Source organism: Gordonia insulae (assembly GCF_003855095.1).
Lineage (GTDB): Bacteria > Actinomycetota > Actinomycetes > Mycobacteriales > Mycobacteriaceae > Gordonia > Gordonia insulae.
Genome location: NZ_CP033972.1, coordinates 4,218,252 through 4,236,939, shown reverse-complemented (window position 1 = coordinate 4,236,939; position 18,688 = coordinate 4,218,252). Strand labels below are relative to the sequence as shown.

General features: G+C 68.2%; 13 protein-coding genes and 2 pseudogenes. 5 read left to right on the top strand and 10 right to left on the bottom strand.

Annotation, left to right across the window (positions count from 1 at the left end; all coding sequences use genetic code 11):
• Positions 1–23: 23 nt before the first annotated feature.
• A complete protein-coding gene (locus D7316_RS19260; protein ID WP_124709694.1) occupies positions 24–956 on the bottom strand; it encodes a hydroxymethylglutaryl-CoA lyase in 933 nt (310 codons plus the stop codon).
• Positions 957–1,028: 72 nt separating this feature from the next.
• Between D7316_RS19260 and D7316_RS19255 the strand changes: the two genes are divergently transcribed.
• From D7316_RS19255 to D7316_RS19245, 3 genes are all read left to right on the top strand, one after another.
• The gene (locus D7316_RS19255) at positions 1,029–2,018 is read left to right on the top strand and encodes a GlxA family transcriptional regulator (RefSeq protein ID WP_197718267.1); all 990 of its coding nucleotides are present in this window, start codon (positions 1,029–1,031) and stop codon (positions 2,016–2,018) included.
• Positions 2,019–2,195: 177 nt separating this feature from the next.
• The gene (locus D7316_RS19250) at positions 2,196–3,020 is read left to right on the top strand and encodes an alpha/beta fold hydrolase (RefSeq protein ID WP_124709693.1); all 825 of its coding nucleotides are present in this window, start codon (positions 2,196–2,198) and stop codon (positions 3,018–3,020) included.
• 63 nt (positions 3,021–3,083) lie between these two features.
• Complete coding sequence (locus D7316_RS19245; protein ID WP_124709692.1) at positions 3,084–3,656, top strand: GNAT family N-acetyltransferase; 573 nt, start codon at positions 3,084–3,086, stop codon at positions 3,654–3,656.
• Here the strand turns inward: D7316_RS19245 and D7316_RS19240 are convergent.
• The 8 genes and pseudogenes from D7316_RS19240 to dinB all read right to left on the bottom strand — a co-directional run bounded on the left by D7316_RS19240 (position 3,649) and on the right by dinB (position 15,613).
• Positions 3,649–4,383, bottom strand: coding sequence for a DUF429 domain-containing protein (locus D7316_RS19240; protein ID WP_197718378.1), 735 nt, complete (start codon positions 4,381–4,383; stop codon positions 3,649–3,651). The two genes, D7316_RS19245 and D7316_RS19240, sit on opposite strands and share 8 nt — an antisense overlap.
• A gap of 35 nt (positions 4,384–4,418) precedes the next feature.
• Complete coding sequence (locus D7316_RS19235; protein WP_124709690.1) at positions 4,419–5,720, bottom strand: TrpB-like pyridoxal phosphate-dependent enzyme; 1,302 nt, start codon at positions 5,718–5,720, stop codon at positions 4,419–4,421.
• A 46-nt stretch (positions 5,721–5,766) separates the two neighbouring features.
• Positions 5,767–7,578 (bottom strand): Na+/H+ antiporter NhaA, encoded by a 1,812-nt coding sequence (gene nhaA / locus D7316_RS19230; protein ID WP_232016981.1) that lies wholly within the window; start codon positions 7,576–7,578, stop codon positions 5,767–5,769.
• 136 nt (positions 7,579–7,714) lie between these two features.
• Positions 7,715–10,062: pseudogene (locus D7316_RS19225) on the bottom strand (phosphoketolase family protein).
• A gap of 295 nt (positions 10,063–10,357) precedes the next feature.
• Positions 10,358–11,023, bottom strand: a complete 666-nt coding sequence (locus tag D7316_RS19220) for a response regulator (RefSeq protein ID WP_124709688.1) — start codon at positions 11,021–11,023, stop codon at positions 10,358–10,360.
• Positions 11,020–12,669 (bottom strand): sensor histidine kinase, encoded by a 1,650-nt coding sequence (locus tag D7316_RS19215; protein WP_124709687.1) that lies wholly within the window; start codon positions 12,667–12,669, stop codon positions 11,020–11,022. The genes D7316_RS19220 and D7316_RS19215 overlap by 4 nt, the downstream gene beginning before the upstream one ends.
• 34 nt (positions 12,670–12,703) lie before the next feature.
• The gene (locus D7316_RS19210) at positions 12,704–14,203 is read right to left on the bottom strand and encodes a CitMHS family transporter (RefSeq protein WP_124709686.1); all 1,500 of its coding nucleotides are present in this window, start codon (positions 14,201–14,203) and stop codon (positions 12,704–12,706) included.
• Positions 14,204–14,404: 201 nt separating this feature from the next.
• Positions 14,405–15,613, bottom strand: a complete 1,209-nt coding sequence (gene dinB, locus D7316_RS19205; protein WP_124709685.1) for a DNA polymerase IV — start codon at positions 15,611–15,613, stop codon at positions 14,405–14,407.
• A 44-nt stretch (positions 15,614–15,657) separates the two neighbouring features.
• On the opposite strand from dinB, the gene D7316_RS19200 reads away from it, so the two are divergent.
• Both D7316_RS19200 and D7316_RS19195 read left to right on the top strand, forming a co-directional pair.
• Complete coding sequence (locus D7316_RS19200) at positions 15,658–16,287, top strand: class I SAM-dependent methyltransferase (RefSeq protein ID WP_124709684.1); 630 nt, start codon at positions 15,658–15,660, stop codon at positions 16,285–16,287.
• A gap of 104 nt (positions 16,288–16,391) precedes the next feature.
• Positions 16,392–17,396, top strand: a complete 1,005-nt coding sequence (locus D7316_RS19195) for a YihY/virulence factor BrkB family protein (RefSeq protein WP_124709683.1) — start codon at positions 16,392–16,394, stop codon at positions 17,394–17,396.
• A 14-nt stretch (positions 17,397–17,410) separates the two neighbouring features.
• On the opposite strand, the pseudogene D7316_RS19190 reads toward D7316_RS19195, so the two are convergent.
• Positions 17,411–18,681 (bottom strand): annotated as a pseudogene (locus D7316_RS19190) (GAF domain-containing protein).
• Positions 18,682–18,688: the final 7 nt, after the last annotated feature.

The window sequence follows — 18,688 nt, the reverse complement described above, 5'->3', positions numbered from 1 at the left end:
GTCTCGCGGCGGAATCGGTTCCGTTACGCCACCGACTGCGTCGCCGGAAACCCACCCGCATGCAGGACCATGGCAGGCAGTCGACGCCCGAAGATGCCCTCGAGCCACTCCCCGGACGCCTGCAACGCGGCCGCGTCCAGGCCGTGTGAGATCCCGGTGCGGTCCAGCGCATAGGCGAGGTCCTCGGTGGCGATGTTGCCGGTGGCGTTCGGCGCGAAGGGGCAGCCGCCGATACCGCCGAGGCTCGCGTCGAGGATGGTGACGCCTGATTCGACCGCGGCGAGCGCGTTGCCGATCCCGCAGCTGCGGGTGTCGTGAAAATGGGCGCGCAATGCCGTGCCATCCGGGGTCCGCTCGGCCGCCAGGGCGAAGCGCGCGCGCACGTCCTTCGGTACCGCGACGCCGATGGTGTCGGCCAGCGACAGCTCGGTCGGCGGCTCCTCGAGTACCCGGTCGAGAACGGTGCGCAGTCGATCGACCGGGACCTCTCCCTCGAACGGACAGCCGAACGCCACGGCGATCGTCAGATTCGCCGTGACGCCGGCTTCGCGCGCGGTGCGGGCGATGCGATGCCAGATGGCCACACCCCCGTCGACGTCGGTGCCCTGGTTACGGCCGCTGAAGGTATCGGTGCAGTGCACGACGGCGTTGATCTCGGTCACGCCCGCCGCGAGCGCACGGTCGAGTCCGCGTTCGTTGAGCACCAGCGCGCTGTAGGCCACCCCGTCGTCAGCCGGCAGCAGACCGACCAGGTCCTCGGCGTCGGCCATGGCCGGCACCTTCTTGGGATGTACGAAGCTCGTGACCTCGATGTGCTGGGCACCGAAGCGAACCGCGCGCTCCACCAGTTCGAGTTTCTGCGCGGTGGACAGTGCCACCTTCTCGTTCTGCAGACCGTCACGAGGCGCCACCTCGACGATGGTGACCTGCGGTTGTGTCGGATCGCCCGCGCTCATGTCGACACCCTACCGATCGACGTCGCATCCCGATCACGGCAGACACGCTCACCGCAGATTAGATTGAGCGGAATGAAGCCTGCTGGTCTCTCTGCGGTGCCGTCACTGCGGCGCATCGGCATCGTGGTGTTCGACGGAGTGAAATTGCTCGACTTCTCCGGCCCCGCAGAGGTCTTCGTGGAAGCCAACCAGCACGCCGGCGACTACGAGGTCGTGGTGCTGTCCCCCGGTGGCGGCGATGTGATGACGTCGGTCCACGCACGATTGGGTACCGAGCCTGTGGCGGGTTCCGGCCGCTTCGACACCGTCCTGGTCGCGGGCAGCGAGCTCGCGCCGCCGAAGTTCCTGACCGCCGAACTCATCGAGGCGGTCCTCGACCTGTCCACGCGCACACGCCGACTGGCGTCGGTGTGCACCGGCTCGTTCGTCCTCGCCGAGGCGGGACTCCTCGACGGTCGCGTCGCGACCACGCATTGGAAGTTCACCGCCGACCTGGCGCACCGCTACCCCACGATAACGGTCGACGACGACGCCATCTTCGTCCGCGACGGCGATGTCTACAGCTCGGCCGGGGTGGTCGCGGGCATCGACCTGAGTCTGGCCCTGGTGGAGGAGGACCACGGTGCCGAGGTCGCGCGGCGCACCGCACAGGGTCTACTCGTCTACATGCAGCGCGGCGGCGGCCAGTCCCAGTTCTCGGCGTCGTTGCAGGGACCGATCGCCCGGAGCAGCGTGGTACGCAAGGTCACCGATCACATCCGCGGCAACCCACGGTTGCCGCACACGGTCAGCAGCCTCGCGGAGCATGCGAACGTCAGCGCCCGACACCTGACGCGTCTGTTCCGGGACGAACTCGCCACCACACCGGCCGGCTACGTCGCGACCACGCGTTTCGAGGTGGCTTGCGACCGCCTGAACACCGGATTCGGCGTCGCCCAGGCCGCGCAGGCCGCCGGTTACAGCAGCGCCGAGGTGATGCGCCGGGCGTTCGTCGCCCGGATCGGGATCTCGCCCCGGAAATACCAGCAGCGCTTCACCACCACCGGACCGATCGCGGTCTGACCCCCCACCCGCATCGCGCCTCGCCGGGTGTCGCAAATCGGGGTATTCCTGGCGCGCGAAGTGGGACCGGACCGGCACCGCACGCGGCAGACTGAAGTGGCCGGTTGCGACCTGGTACACCACGCGCGGCAGCCGACCGTCCGATCACTGGCGAAACCTATCTAAGGAGCACCGCCCATGCCCACAATCACCACCTCCGACGGCGTCGAGATCTTCTACAAGGACTGGGGCAGCGGGCAGCCCATCGTCTTCAGTCACGGGTGGCCGCTCTCGTCCGACGACTGGGACACGCAGATGATGTTCTTCCTCGGCGAGGGCTACCGGGTGGTCGCCCACGATCGTCGCGGACACGGGCGCTCGGCACAGGTGGCCGACGGTCACGACATGGACCATTACGCTGCCGATCTCGCTGCCGTGGTCGAGCATCTCGACCTGTCGGACGCCATCCATGTCGGCCATTCGACCGGCGGCGGCGAGGTGGCCCACTACCTCGCACAGCACGGCCAGGATCGCGCGGCCAAGGCGGTACTCATCAGCTCGGTTCCCCCGTTGATGGTCCAGACCGACGCCAATCCGGGCGGGCTTCCCAAGGAGGTCTTCGACGGCATCCAGGCACAGGTCGCGAGCGGCCGAGCCGACTTCTTCCGCACCTTCGCCGAGGGCCCCTTCTACGGCTACAACCGCGACGGCGCCGAGCCGTCCGAGGGCATCATCGCCAACTGGTGGCGGCAGGGGATGATGGGTGGCGCCAAGGCCCACTACGACGGCGTCGTCGCGTTCTCCCAGACCGACTTCACCGACGACCTGCAGAAGATCACCATCCCGACGCTCGTGTTGCACGGCGAGGACGACCAGGTGGTCCCGTACCAGAACACCGGTTTGCGGTCGGCGGAGTTGCTGCCCAACAGCACACTCAAGACCTACCCGGGCTTCCCCCACGGCATGCCGACCACCGAGGCGGCAACGATCAACGCGGATCTTCTCGAGTTCTTCCGCTCGTGACGCCGCGGCCGACGGGTGTCGACGGCCTTGCCGATCCGGTGCCCGTCGGCCATGGTTGATCACATGGCGATCGAGGTCCGCCCGGCGACGCGGTTCGCCGATGTCCGCACCATGGTCGGGCCGAAACGTCCCGACGCCAACGTCTGCTGGTGTCTGAGCTATCGCATCCCGAACAAGCTGAACCAGCAACTCGCTCGCGAGGAGCGCGGGGAGTTCGTGAAGAAGCTGTGTCGGCGGAAGCCGCCGCCGGGTGTTCTGGCCTACGACGGGGACGAGGTTGTCGGCTGGGCGGCCGTCGCCCCGCGCGCGGACACCACGTTCGCCGGCAACCGCAGGATCCCGCACGTCGACGATCTCGATGTGTGGTCGGTGTGGTGCATCCGCATCCGCCCGGGCCATCGAAAACAGGGGATCTCGCATCCGTTGCTGGCGGGCGCGGTCGACTTCGCCCGCGACAACGGCGCACCCGCTGTGGAGGGCTACCCGGTGGACAACCAGGGCGAGAAAGTCGACCTGACCATGGCCTACGTGGGCACGCGAAAGTTGTTCGAAGCGGCCGGATTCAGCAAAGCGGCCGACACGACGTCGGTGCTCAACGGCTTCCCACGCGTGCTGATGCGGCTCGACCTCAGCTAGTCACCAGCTCGTCGAGTGCGCAGTCGGGCACGTGAATCCATCCCTCACGCGCGGCGACGGACCGGTCGGCGCGACCGGGCAGCGCGGTCTTCCCCAAGACGGCTGCACGAGCGATGAGGGCGGTGATGACAGCGTCGAACGCGTTGTCATCGGCGACGAGCAGCTCGCGATGCCCGGTGAGGTCGAGCCATGGTGCGCGCCGGACCAGTGCGTCATACGACGCCGCCAGCACCGCACGTCGCGCAACACCCTTGTATCCGCGTGACGTCAGCCCCCATTTCTTCAGTGCCGCAGCCGGATACGCTTCCACCGTCCAGCCGGTGACGCGATCGACGACCCCCAGATCCGCGATCAGCCCGGCCGCCCGGAACGCGACGTGGGCGATCTGGTCGGCGGACACACTGAGCGGACGACCCCACCCGTTCTCCACGACGACCCGGTCGGTCCGGCGGTACGCCAGTGGACGGCGCTGCTCGATGTCGTCGAGCGACCGTCCGGTCCCGAGCTCCCCCCGATGCTGTGCGACGACGAAATCCACGAACGCATCCGGCCAGCCGAACGGAGCGTCGATGCCGACCTTCTCCGCATCGACGACCAGTTCCGCGATCCGCGCATCGTCGGCGGGTATCGCCAGCTCGACCAGGCGCGCGGCACGATCCGACCACTCGATCACCGCGACGGCGGTCAGCCGCGGCGACGCGGCCAGGTCGACGCCTGCTGTCCGCATCACCGGTTCACCGCTCCACCGAATCCTGCTGACGCTCAGAACTTCCCGTCGAGGAACTCCGCATATGCCGGTAGGTCGAGCTGTCCGTGTCCGGACAAGCCGATCACCACGACCTCCTCCTTGTCGCTGTCGGCCACATGGGCTGCGCAGGCAGCGATGGCGTGGGTGGACTCCGGCGCCGGCACGATGCCCTGGGTGCGCGCGAACTGCACGCCCGCCGAGAACGCGTCGTGCTGGCTGATCGCGACACCCTGCACGAGCCCGAGTTCCACCGTGTGGCTCAGCGCCGGCGCCATGCCGTGGTAGCGCAACCCGCCGGCGTGGATGGGGTCGGGCACGAAATCCATACCGAGCGTGTGCATCTTGAGCAGCGGCGTCAGGCCGGCGACGTCACCGTGGTCGTAGCGGTACTCGCCCTCGGTGATCGACGGGCACGCCGCCGGTTCGGCCGCGACGACCCGCGGGTTCGACCGGCCGTGGATCTTCTCCCGCAGGAACGGGAACGAGAGCCCCGCGAGATTGGAACCGCCACCGGCGCAGCCGAACACGACGTCGGCGCCGCCGGGCTCGACGGCGTTGAGCTGATCGACGGCCTCCACACCGATCACACTCTGATGCAACACAACGTGATTGAGCACGCTGCCGAGCGCATACCTCGTGTCCGGATCACCCGCGGCGACCTCGACGGCCTCACTGACGGCCATGCCCAGGCTGCCGGTGGTGTCGGGGTTCTTCGCGAGCATCGCCCGGCCGGACTCGGTGAGGTCCGACGGCGACGGGTGCAGGGTGCCCCCATAGGTGCGGATCAGATGTCCGCGGTAGGGCTTCGAGTCGTAGGAGGCCCGCACCTGCCAGACCTCGATGTCGATGCCGAACTGTGCGCCCGCGAACGCCAACGCGCTACCCCATTGCCCGGCGCCGGTTTCCGTGGTCAGCTTCCGCACACCGTCGATGCTGTTGTAGTAGGCCTGCGCCACCGCCGAGTTGGTCTTGTGACTGCCGACCGGGCTGACACCCTCGTACTTGACGTAGATCCGCGCCTTGGTGTTCAGCGCCTCCTCGAAGCGGCGGGCACGGATCAGCGGGGACGGCCGCCACATCCGGTAGATCTCGCGCACCGGATCAGGGATCTCGATGTACGGCTCGGTGGACACCTCCTGGGCGATCAGACCGGCCGGGAACAGCGCGACGAGGTCCTCCGGCCCGACGGGCTCCTTGGTACCCGGGTGCAGGTGCGGCGGGATCGGCACGTCGAGCTCGGCCGCGAGGTTGTACCAGTGGGTCGGCACTCCGACGGTCACCAGATCCGGATTGGTGGCGTCCACGTTCATCGTCATGGCAGACACAATAGCGATCTCCCCTGGTCCACGATGCTCCGATCGGTCACGACCGCCGACGCGCAGCCGACTCCGTCTCCGAACCCGCTTCCAGCGCCGCGATCAATGTGCGCGCGTCGTGTGGGCCACGGTGACGCCGGCCGTTCAGGAAGAACGTGGGTGTGCCACGCGCACCGCTCACGTTGGCACTCTCCTCGTTCGCCACGATGAGGGTCGCCACCTCTTCGCTCTCCAGATCGATGACGAACCGGTTCATGTCCAGCTCGAGCTGTTCGGCGTAGGCCAGCAGGTGTTCGGCCTCCAACTCGGCCTGGTTCGCGAAGAGGATGTCGTGCATCTCCCAGAACTTGCCCTGCCGCGCCGCGGCCTCCGCCGCGGTCGCCGCCAGGAAGGCGTGCGGGTGATATTCGTGGATCGGCAGGTGTCGCACGATGTAGCGGACCCGGTCGCCGAAGTGTGCGTGCACGTCCTTCCACATGCCGGTGGTCCGGGCACAGAACGGGCATTCGAAATCCATGAACTCGACCACGGTCAGCGGTGCATCGGCCGGGCCGCGGATGTGATCGGACGTCACATCGACCGGCGGGTCGAGGGTGACCGGCAGATCCGCCGACGTCTCGCCCCACTTCACCCGGGCCCGGGAGAAGATCGTCCAGCCCAGCGCAGTCGCCAGCACCATCGCGGCGAGCACACCGACGGTCGCCTTCGCGGCGTCGTCACCGTCGGTGAAGGCGAGACCGATGATCAGCAGGGACACGGTGAACCCGATCCCCGACAGTGCGGCACCGCCGAGCACACTGCCCGGCCCGACCCCGTCGGGCAGCCGACCGAGGCCGGCGCGGATGGCCAACCAGGTGCCGAGTCCGATGCCCGCGAACTTCCCGATGACGAGACCGACGATGACACCCCAGGTGATGGTCGAGGTGAACGCCTCGCCGAGGACACCGCCGCCCAGGTAGATGCCGGCATTGGCGAGCGCGAACACCGGCACGACGAACAGCGATACCGGCGCACGCAGCACGTCGTGCAGGCGCTGGTTGACCGAGATCGATCGGGCCAGCCCGCGCCGCGCGGTCCGCGCGACGGTGGCCTGCGGCGACTGCCAGTAGTCGCGGAAGAGGGTCTTCGCCGATTCGACATGCCCTCGCTCGGTCGGGCGCGCCGGCACCAGCAGACCCGCGGCCATCCCGGCCAGCGACGGGTGCACCCCGGACGCGAGCGTGGCCGCCCACACGACGATGACGAGGATGACATAGGGCGCACTGCGCCACTCCGACGTGCGCGACAGCAGCCAGAGGCCGACCAGACCGGCCACCGCGATGAGCAGCGGGACGATCTGCAGATCCTCGGTGTAGACGACGCCGATGATGGAGACGGCGAGGAAATCGTCGACGACCGTGAGCGTCAACAGGAATATGCGCAGCTGGTTCGACATCCGCGGGCCGACGATCGCCAGCGCGCCCAGGAGGAATGCGGTGTCGGTGCCGACCACCACGCCCCACCCGTCGACGGCGTCGCGACCGGCGATGGCCAGGTAGATCGCGGCGGGCACGATCACCCCGATCACCCCGGCGACCAGGGGGACCATGGCCCGCCGACGGTCACGCAGGGAACCGACCGCGAACTCCTGCCGGACCTCGAGACCGATGACGAAGAAGAACACCACCATCAGGCCGTCGTTGATCCAGTGGTGCAGCGACATCTCGAAGTCGTGTTCGCCGAACACGATGCCCAGCTCGGTGTGCCACAACTCCGTGTAGGAGTCGCCGATCGCCGAGTTCGCCCAGAGGAGCGCCACGATCGTGACGGCCACGAGCAGTGCGGCGCTACCGGATTCGGTGCGGAGCCATTCGCTCAACCTTCGCGCATTCACCACCACCGAGCGACACCCCCTCCGCGCCGGCATCGCCGTTGTCGGCGGCCGGGTTCGATGATGAACGACAATCCCGGGGGTCGCAGCATTCCCGGCCGGGGATGCCGGGGACGCCGCGGGGCTACGCCCAGGTCCAGTCCCGGATCTCCGGAAGGTCTTCGAAGTGTTCGCGGACGTGGTCGTGGTGACGGGCGAGCTGCCGCTGGCAGTACTCGACGAGTTCGTCGCTGCGCTCCGGTACCCGTCGCGCTCGTCGGAGCGCCTCCAGCACCAGGTGATAGCGACTCATCTTGTTGAGTACCACCATGTCGAACGGTGTCGTGGTGGTGCCCTGCTCGGAGAATCCCCGCACGTGGAACCGATCGGCGTCGGGCCGCCCGTGCAGCAACTGGTGCACCGCTCGGGGTAGCCGTGAAACGCGAAGATGACATGCCCGGTCTCGGTGAAGAGGTCCGCGAAGTCGTCGTCGGTCATCCCGTGCGGATGATCGGCCTGCGGCAGCAACGCCATCAGGTCCATGACGTTGACCACCCGTACCCGGAGATACGGCACCCACTCGCGCAGGATCTGTGCCGCCGCGAGGATCTCCTGGGTCGGTACGTCACCGGCGCCGACCAACACGACGTCGGGATCGTCGACACTGTCGCCTTCGGTGCCCGCCCACGCCCAGATCGACGCACCGGCCGCCGCCTGGTCGTTGGCCTCCGCCAACGTCAGGTACTGGAGGTGCGGCTGCTTGTCGACGACGAGCAGGTTCACGTGATTGCGACTGCGGAAGCAGTGCTCGGCGATGGACAACAGCGAGTTCGAGTCCGGCGGCAGCCAGATCCGGACGACGTCGGGGGCCAGCGGCAGCACGCAGTCGATCAGTCCTGGCCCCTGGTGCGAGAATCCGTTGTGATCGTTGCGCCAGCACGTGGAGGTCAGCAGGATGTTCAGGGAGGCGACCGGCTCGCGCCAATCCAGCGTCGTCGCGTGCTGCAGCCACTTGGTGTGCTGGATGACCATCGACGCACTGACCATCGCGAACGCCTCGTAGGTGGCGAACAGTCCGTGTCGTCCACTGAGGAGATAGCCCTCCAGCCAGCCTTGACAGAGATGCTCGCTCAGCACCTCCATGACCCGCCCGGACTGCGAGAGATTGTCGTCGAACTCGGTTGTCGGCAGCTGCCAACATCTGTCGGTCACCTCGAACACCGCACCGAGGCGGTTGCTCGACGTCTCGTCCGGACTGAACAATCGGAACGACCCGCCCCCATGGGCATCCTCGCCTGCGGGTGCGCTGTTGTCGGTGTAGATGTCGCGCATGTACTCGCCGAGGACCCTCGTGGTCTCATGCACCGTGGCGCCGGGGTTGTCGATGTCGAGGGCGTATCGCGCGATCGGCGGTAGCTTCAGCGGCGTCAACAGGCGGCCACCGTTCGCGTACGGTGTCGCACCCAACCGGCGGTCACCCTCGGGGGCGAGCGCGGTGATGCCCGCGACCACCGCGCCGGCGTCGTCGAAGATCTCGTCCGGCCGGTACGAGCGCAGCCACTCCTCCAGGATGCGGAGGTGATCGGGGTTCTCCCGCACGCCGGACAGCGGTACCTGATGCGCCCAGTGCGTGCCCTCGATGAGCTGCCCATCGACCTCATGCGGTCCGGTCCAGCCCTTCGGAGTACGCAGGACGATCGCCGGCCACCGGGTGTTGACCGTCGGGCCGGTGTCCCGCGCGGCGGTCTGGAGATCGCGAATCCTGTTGTACGACTGATCGATCGCCGACTTCAGATCGGCGAACACCGCCCGCGGGTCGTCGCCCTCGACAAAGATCGGCGCCCAACCCTGCCCGCCGAGGTAGTCCGCGACCTCGGTGTCGGTGCTGCGACCGAGCACCGTCGGACCCGCGATCTTGGCCCCGTTCAGATGCAGGATCGGCAACACGGCGCCGTCCCGGGCGGCATTGAGGAAGGCCGGGATCTTCCACGATGCGGACAGCGGACCGGTCTCCGCCTCACCGTCGCCGACGACACATGCGACGACGAGCTCCGGGTGATCAAAGGCCGCACCTGCCGCATGCACCAGGGCGTAGCCGAGTTCGCCACCCTCGTGGATACTGCCCGGCGTCTGGACGCTCACATGGCTGGGAATACCACCGGGAGTGGAGAACTGACGGCACAGCTTCGCCACCCCGCGCGCATCACGTGAGACATGCGGATAGATCTCGGTGTAGGTGCCCTCGAGATAGACGTTGGCCACCAGCGCCGGCCCGCCGTGACCGGGCCCGGTGACATAGAGCCATCGCGAATCGGTCTCGCGGATCACGCGATTGAGCACGGAATAGATCGCGGACAATCCCGGGCTGGTGCCCCAGTGGCCGAGCAGGCGCGGCTTGATGTGCTCGGCGGTGAGCGGCTCGCGCAGTAACACGTTGTCCTGCAGGTAGATCTGCGCCACAGTGAGGTAGTTCGCCGCGGCCCACCATCTCAGGTCCGCGTCGAGCTCGTGGGCGGCGTAGGCGGCTCCGGTGACCTTCCCCGTCGCTTCGCTAACCCCTGTTGTCTTTCCCGTCGCTTCGCTCGCCCCTGTTGTCGTTGATCGGACGTCGGTCATCTCGACTCCTTCGGCACACTCCGATTCGTCGGACACTTCCTCCTGTTCAGTTCTACCGTGCCCGGCCCGGACTCCGCGCCGCGTTCGGCCGATCGGATGCGCCCATACGTTGACGGTGATGCCGAACTCGGCGACCTCCTACGCGACCGACTGCACCAGCACGACGTCGTGGTCAGCCCGGCAACCGGTACTCCTGCCTCGGCCGGCCGGTCGTCCCGTATTGCAGCGACATCCGCAGCCGACCAGACGACACCAGGTGCGCGAGGTGACGTCGCGCAGTCGCCGCCGAGACGCCGACGGCCTCGGAGACCTGGTCGGCGAACAGAGGTCCGTCACTGGAGGTGAAGAGCTCGAGGATGCGTTGTTCGGTGTGCGAGCCGGCGTCCGGCCGGTCCGATCCGCGGGTGCCGAATCGCAGCGCCGACAGGGCCGAGTCGACGGCGTGCTGATCGACGTTGTCGGCGGCGAGGACTCGCCGATACTGGGCGTAACCGGCGAGGCGGCGCGCGAGTTCGGTGTCGTCGAACGGCTTGATCAGATACGCCAGAGCTCCCGCGCGCATCGCCCTGCGCACCGCCGAGGCGTCCGTCTCGGCGCCGACGATGAATGCGTCGCAGGGCAATTCGGCAACGAGGTCGATTCCCGAACCGTCCGGCAGGTAGACGTCGAGGAGCGCGAGGTCGATGCCGGGATGATCGCCGACGGCGCTCCGGGCGGCCGCGATGCTGCCCGCCCGCGCGATCACCCGGAACCCGCGGACCGCGTCGACGATGGTGGCGTGCAGGGCCGCGACCCGGAAGTCGTCGTCGACGATGAGGACACCGAGGTCGTCGGTCACGGGGCGTCACCTCCGGCGGGCGTCGGCGTCTCGGCCTGCAACACCGACGGCAGGCGCGCGACGAGGACCGCCCCGGCCGGCCCGCGCGCATCGGCGACCCAGATGTCTCCGCCGATGCGCCGGGCGATCTGCCGCGACAGCGACAGCCCCATGCCCCGGCCGCCGGGCACCCCCGGATCGACCTTGGTGGTCACCCCTTCGTCGAAGACCCGCCCGGGGTCGGCGAATGCGATACCGGGACCGGAATCGGTGACCGTGAGGAACATGTCGTCGCCGTCGGTGAGCAGCTCGACCTCGACTGAGGGCTGGTCGTGACCGGCCTCCGGGGACTCCGGGGCGCTCGCGTCGATCGCGTTGTCGACGAGGTTGCCGAGCACCGTGGTCACCACGACCGGATCGCGCAGGGCGCCCTGCACCCACGTCTGATCGCCGAGCCGCAACGTCACGCCCCGCTCGCGGGCGTGTGCGGCCTTCGCGTCGAGAAAGGCCTGCAGGTGCGGCTCCCCGACGTTGTCGAGGCCCTCGAGCCGAAAGTTGCTGGGGCCGGAGCCGGTCAGTTCGTCGAGATAGGCGATCGCCTCGTCGGAGTGACCGTGTCGCAGCAGGCCGGCGAGCACGTGCATCCGGTTCGCGTTCTCGTGCCGGTGCGCGCGCAGTGCGGTACTCATCGCCCGGATCGAATCCACCTCCCGGGTGAGACGTTCGACATCGGTGCGGTCGATCACCGACATCACCATGCCCAGATCACGACCATCGGCCTCCACGGTATGCGAACTCACCAGCACCACCCGGTCACCGACGGTGGCGGCGATGGGCTCGGCGACCGGCCGATCGAGCACGCTGCGGATGCGTGGGGTGAGATCGAGGTCGTCGACGGTCCGGCCCACCGGGTCGGCGATGTCGAGCAGGCGGAGCGCGGTGTCGTTGGCGACGCGGACGATCCCGGTGCTGTCCACGGCGAGGACGCCGTCGGCCATGGAGTGCAGCACCGCGCCCTGTTCCCGCACGAGTTCGGTGAGTTCGTCCGGCTCGAGACCCAGGGTGAGGCGCCGCCATCGCCGCGCCAGCAATGCCGACCCGACGGCGCCGACGCCGAGTGCGGCGAGCGCGATCAGGATGGTGGTGAGGGTGTCCCGGCGCGTCTCGGAGGCCAGACGCTCCGTCGAGACGCCGACGCTGACGAAACCGACGACACGCGCGCCGTCGAGCACCGGGACCTTGGCACGCACCGACTCGCCCAGGGTGCCGCGGTCGGTGGTCACTTCCTCGTTGCCGGCCAACGCATTCGACGGATCGGTGGAGACCACCTTGGCGAGCTCGGCCGGTTCGGGATGGGCCAGCCGCCGGCCGAGCGCGTTGCCGATGACCACGAACAACGCACCGGTGCGTCGCTGCACGGCGGTGGCCTCCGCCTGGAGCGGCCCGCCGGCGAGTTCCGCGGCGTCGAGGTCGTCGCCCTGGTGCAGCGCGACCTCGGTCTGGACCTGGCTGTCGGCGGCGACCGACTGCGCGATGGCGAGCGCCCGCTGTGCGTATTCGTCGCGGACGCGATCGTCGGCGCCGGAGATCACCAGCCCGAAACCGACGGCGAGGCTGACCGCGATGACGGCGAGTTGCAGGAGGAGAACCTGCGTTCGCAATCGCATGCGGTCAGCCTATGCCGGGCGTCGGGTGCTCAGGTCAGAACGGGATCGCACCGACGAGGCAGCCGACGACCAGCATCACGATCGAGACCGCGGCCGCTCGCCACAGCACCTTCTTGTGATGATCCGCCAGGCTCACCCCGGCCAGTGCGACGAGCAGCAGGATCGCCGGCACGAGGGGGCTCTGCATGTGGAACGGCTGGCCGGTGATCGAGGCGCGGGCCATCTCGGCGGGATCGATACCGTAGCGGGTCGCGGTCTCCGACAGCACCGGCAGCACGCCGTAGTAGAAGGCGTCGTTGCTCATCAGGAAGGTCAGCGGGATGGACAGGACACCGATCACCACCGCCATGTGCGGACCCATCCAGTCCGGGATGCCGGACGAGAGCCAATGCGCGATCGCGTCGACCATGCCGGTCCCGCTGAACACTCCGGTGAGGACGGCCGCGGCGAGCACCATGGCGACCACCGACACGATGCTCGACGAGTGTCGGGTGATCGCCTCCTGCTGCTCCTTGATGTGCGGGAAATTGATGGCCAGCGCGATTCCGGCGGCAATCATGAACAGCACCGGGATGGCGAGGACGTTCAGGCCGAGCAGCGCGAGCAGTCCGACGGTCAGGCCTGCGTTGACCCAGAACAGCTTGGGACGCAAGGTCGATCGGTTCGGGTCCAGCACACCGGTGAAGGTGGTCTCGCCCTCCTCGTTGAGTTCGTTCGGGTCGTAGTCGCCGACCGGGAAGTCCCGGGTCGAGGTGTCATCGTCAGAATCCGAGCCGGCCGAACCGGTGGCGGCCGAACCGGTTCCGCTCGACCCACGCCCGAATCGACGCGACTTCGGCGGAGTACCGGTGCCCCCACCGCCACCGGCGGCCACCAGCACCTCTTCGCGCGGCATGAGCAGGGATTCCTTGATCTCGATACGGCCGATGCGGCGGCGCTCCAGGACGCCCAGATGGAAGCTGAACACGAGCACCACGACGAGTCCGGCGATCAGGGCGGGGACCATCGGCAGGAACACGGCGTTGGTGTCGATCTTCAGGGCGCTGGCGGCGCGGGCGGTCGGCCCGCCCCACGGCACGATGTTCATGGTCCCGTTCGCCAGACCGGCGGCCACGGTCAGGACGACCGGGCTCACCCCCAGCTTCAGATACAGCGGGAGCAGCGCGGCGGTCGTGATGATGAAGGTCGTCGAGCCGTCACCGTCGAGGGAGACGATCATCGCCAGCACCGCGGTGCCGACAACCAGTCGCGCCGGGTCGTTGCCGACCATCCGCACGACGAAGCGGACGATCGGGTCGAAGAGCCCGACGTCGATCATGATGCCGAAGAAGATGATCGCGAAGAACAGCATCGCCGCCGTGGGGGCGAGTTCCTTGATGCCGTCGGTGATCATGTCGCTGATGTCGAGGCCGGCCCCGGCGAACAGACCGAACGCCACCGGCACCAGGATCAGGGCGACCACCGGGGTCGCCCGTTTCGTGATGATCAGGAACATGAAGGTGGCCACCATCCCGAGGCCGAGTGCTACCAACATTGGCGTGCTCTTTTCTGCGTGTGGGGAACGACCGTGGGCATCGCCCCGTCAGGGCGTAGTGGCCGTTACAGACGCAGTCTTCGGGTAATGCAGGTCACAGTCACGCTTGTGCTCATTAGTCGTCTTTTGCACGTTTTACTCACGCGCACAACCCGCGACCGACCCACCCGAGGGGGCACGGGCGCGCGGCGGGTCGATGCATCAGTCCGGGAGCATCGGCGCATCGTCACCGTGGTGCCGCCCGACCAGAACCGCGCGCGTGACCGCGTCCCGGCCGAAGCGGTTGCGCAGCTGATCCATCGCGATGTCGAGTTCGGCGCCGCGATCGGCTTCGAAGGGGAGAGCGAGCTGGACGTTGTCGTGGTCGTCGAGGTTGGTCAGCGACAACCCGATCAGAGTGCAGCCCCGATCGCGGATCAACGGCATCGCGTCGTCGAGCAGACCACGCGCGACGGCCATGATGATGTCGGTGCGATCGGTGGACTCGAGAAAGGACCGTGAGCGCGTCGCGCGCGTGAAGTCGTCGAATCGGAGCCGCAGAATCACTGTGCGACAGATACGTTCGGCTCCACGGAGTCGTTTGCCGAGCCGCTCGACGATGGCCACCACCGTCGCCTCCAGATCGGCCTCGCTCTTCACACGTCGACCGAGCGCCCGCTGCGACCCGATCGACCGGCGTCGACGACCGGTTTCCACCCGTCGCGGATCCCGCGCCATCGACAACGCGTAGAGGTGCCGGCCCGACCCACGGCCCAGCAGGTTCGAGAGTCCGTGTTCGCCGAAGGAGGCGAGGTCACCCACCGTTGCGATGCCCGCGTCGGCCAGTTTCGCCTCGGTGACCGCCCCGACACCCCAGAGCCGCCGCACCGGCAGGGGATGGAGGAAGTCCAGTTCGGTGCCGGGCGGGACCTCCAGCAGACCGTCGGGTTTGCCGACCGCGCTGGCGACCTTCGCGAGGAACTTGGTGCGCGCGATGCCGACCGAGATCGGCAGACCGACCTCGGTCGCCACCCGCTCACGCAGCATCGTCGCGACCTCGACCGGCGAACCGCTGATCCGCCGCAACCCGCCGACGTCGAGGAACGCCTCGTCGACGGAGATGCCCTCCACCGCCGGCGTGATGTCGTGGAAGATCTCGAACACCGCGCGACTGGCGTCCATGTAGGCGTCGAAGCGTGCCGGCACCTCGATCGCGCCCGGACACAATGCCCGCGCCTCGCGCCCCGGCATCGGCGTGCGTACACCGAACGCCTTGGCCTCGTAACTGGCGGCCAGCACCACGCCACCGCCGACGATGACCGGTCGGCCGCGCAGTTCGGGGTTGTCCCGCTGCTCGACCGAGGCATAGAAGGAGTCCAGGTCGGCATGCAGAATCGTCGCCGCCGGCCGCTCCTTCCGCTCGATTCGCATAGAACATATGTTCGCACGGAGGTACGACAGGTAGCGTCGGTTTCATGAGCGACCACACACCAGGGAGCGGAGCGAGCGGCGGCGATTTCGACGGTGCCGCCGAATGGGACGAGCGTTACCGCAGCGCCGACCGCCTCTGGACCGCCGACGTCAATCCCGCCCTGGTCGCCGAGGCCGCCGATCTCACACCGGGCACGGCCCTCGACGTCGGGTCCGGCGAGGGTGCGGACGCCCGCTGGCTCGCGGACCAGGGGTGGCAGGTGACGGCCGTCGACATCTCCCAGGTCGCCATCGACCGCGCCCGCGAGACCGACACCCGCGAGGCCATCTCATGGCTGCGGGCCGACCTCTCCGAGGACGAGGTGCCCGGTCGCGACTTCGGCCTCGTCTCACTGCAGTACTTCCCGATCGCGCGCTCCGACGACGCCACCCTGCACCGGATCCTCGACTCCGTGGGTCCTGGCGGGCATCTGCTTGTCGTCTCGCACGAGGCGGAAGGTATTCGCGCCCACGGGCGTAACCCCGACGACTACTTCCAGCCCGGGGACGTCGTGGCCGTGCTCGACGACTCGTGGACGGTGATCACCGACGAGACACGCGAGCGCGGGGTGGCCGCCGGCGGTGGTGCACATACGCACGACGTCGTCGTGCACGCGCAGCGCTCCGCCTCCTGACCGTTCGACCCATGCCGGGATAGAATCAGCACCCACACAGCGGTCGGGGCCCACGCACCAGACCTCGGGTGGGAGCAGGCACACCGACAACGGGAGGCACGCTGATGTCGGTTGCCGAGCGGATAGATTCCTTCCAGCGCAAGCATCCGGCAACCGGGTTCCCCCTCGCCGTGGTCTACAAGTTCGTCGACGATCAGGGTGCGTATCTCGCCGCGCTGATGGCGTACTACGCCTTCATCTCCCTCTTCCCCCTGCTCCTGCTGTTCTCCACCGTGCTCGGCATCGTGCTCGCCGACAACCCGGACCTGCAGGAACGGATCATCGACTCGGCACTCAGTCAGATCCCGGTGATCGGCGATCAACTGGGCGAACCGGATCAGCTCAGTGGTGGCGCCACGGCGATCACGATCGGCGTGCTCGGTTCGCTGTACGGCGGTCTGGGCGTGGCCGTTGCCGCGCAGAACGCGATGAACACGGTCTGGGCGGTCCCGCGCAACGAACGCCCGGACCCGATCCGTGCGCGCGGACGTGGTCTCCTGCTGCTGTCCACGGTCGGCACCGCGGTCATCGGCCTGACGGTCATCAACGGTTTCGCCGCCGCGATCGACCTCGGCACCGACGGCCGCCTGCTGGCCCTGGTCGGCTCGGTTGTCCTGAACACGGCAGTGTTCGTGATCGCATTCCGGATCGGGACGGCGCGTGCGGTGACGATCCGAGAGGTCCTGCCGGGTGCCCTCGCCGCCGCCGTCGGGTGGCAGGTACTGCAGACTTTCGGCAGCGTCTACGTGCAGCATGTGATCGGCAATGCCAGCGCAACCAACGGCGTGTTCGCGGTCGTGCTGGGCCTGTTGGCCTTCCTCTACATCGCGGCGATCATGATCGTGATGTGCCTGGAGTTCAACGCGGTTCGCGTGAACAAACTCTTCCCCCGCTCGCTGTTGACGCCGTTCACCGACAATGTCCACCTCACCGCGGGGGACGAGGCGGCCTACTCGGCGCAGGCACAGGCCCAGCGCAGCAAGGGCTTCCAGGACATCGCCGTGACGTTCGACAATCCCGCCGACGGCGGCGACGTCGAGGACCGATCGGACACGCGGCCCGACGCCTGACCCGAACGGTCGGGCTAGATCCCGTACCGCTTGTCCAGCAACCGGATTCGACCACCGACGACGGCGCGGTCGGGATGACCCGGCGGCAGGCGGTGTTCGAGTCGACGCCACGCGGGCAGATCGTCGCGACCGTGCGCCGACGTCGTCCACTTCCGGAGGGACCCGACGTCCCCGTCGGCTATCACGCGGGACCGCAGGTCTTCCCGGATTTCCTCGAACATCTCGGTCACCCGGGCGCCGAGGACTCGACCAACAGTCCACCACGGCCCAGCACGTCGATCACCGCGCTCAGATCACCCCCGCCGGCCACACGCTCGCGGATCTCGGAGACATCCGAGACGAGGTCGACGGTCAGCCGGTACGGGCGCGACTCCACCACGTCGGTCCCCAGATCCCTACGCAGTCGGGAGATCTCGGCACGGACGGTCACCGGGTCGACGCCGTCCTCGGCGAGCAGAATCGCCAGTTGCTCGGTGTTGAGGCCCTCCGGATAGGCCTGCAGCAGCAGGAGGATCTCCGCGTGTCGTCGCGACAGGGTGCGTTCGCCCGCATCTCCGTCACGTCGCCATCGATAGGTGCCGCCGAGCACGGTGAGACGCGCTCCACCCGGAGCCGCGAAGGTGGCGGGGTCGGCGAGATCGACTGCCCGCGACTGTAGTTCGCGTTCGACTGCCGCGACGACCGACCGCACGGCGGCCATCGCGAAGGGTGCGGCGACCTCGCGGCCGCCGGTGACGTCGATGACGCCGATGACGTGCCCGGTGCTCGGATCGTGCACGGGTGCGGCGACACAACTCCACTCCTGCACGGGTCCCGCGAAGTGTTCGGGGCCGACGATCTGCACACTGCGATCGACGGCCAGCGCGAGTCCGGGGGCGTTGGTCCCGACGACCTCTTCGCTCCACAGCGAGCCCTCGACGAAGTTGATGTGGGCCGCCTTGTCGCGCGCCTCGCTCGCACCCTCGACCCACAGCAGGCGGCCGGCCTGGTCGGTCAACGCCACCACCACCCCCGAGTCGGCGATGTCATCGAGCATCAACGACTGCACCAGCGGGCGCACCGCGGTGATCGGGTGGGCGTCGCGGTACTCGGCGAACTCGGACGCCGTCATCGACGTCGTGTCGGATTCCGGGACGGCCTCGCCAGGGTTGACGCCCTTCTTGACCGACCGCGCCCACGAATCCTGCACGATCGACCGGACGGAGTCCGCCTGCGGCGTGATGCCGGAGAGGAAGTCCTCGTAGGCCCGGCGGACGCGCGAGGACGCCGAGACAGAATCGCTCATCCGTCCT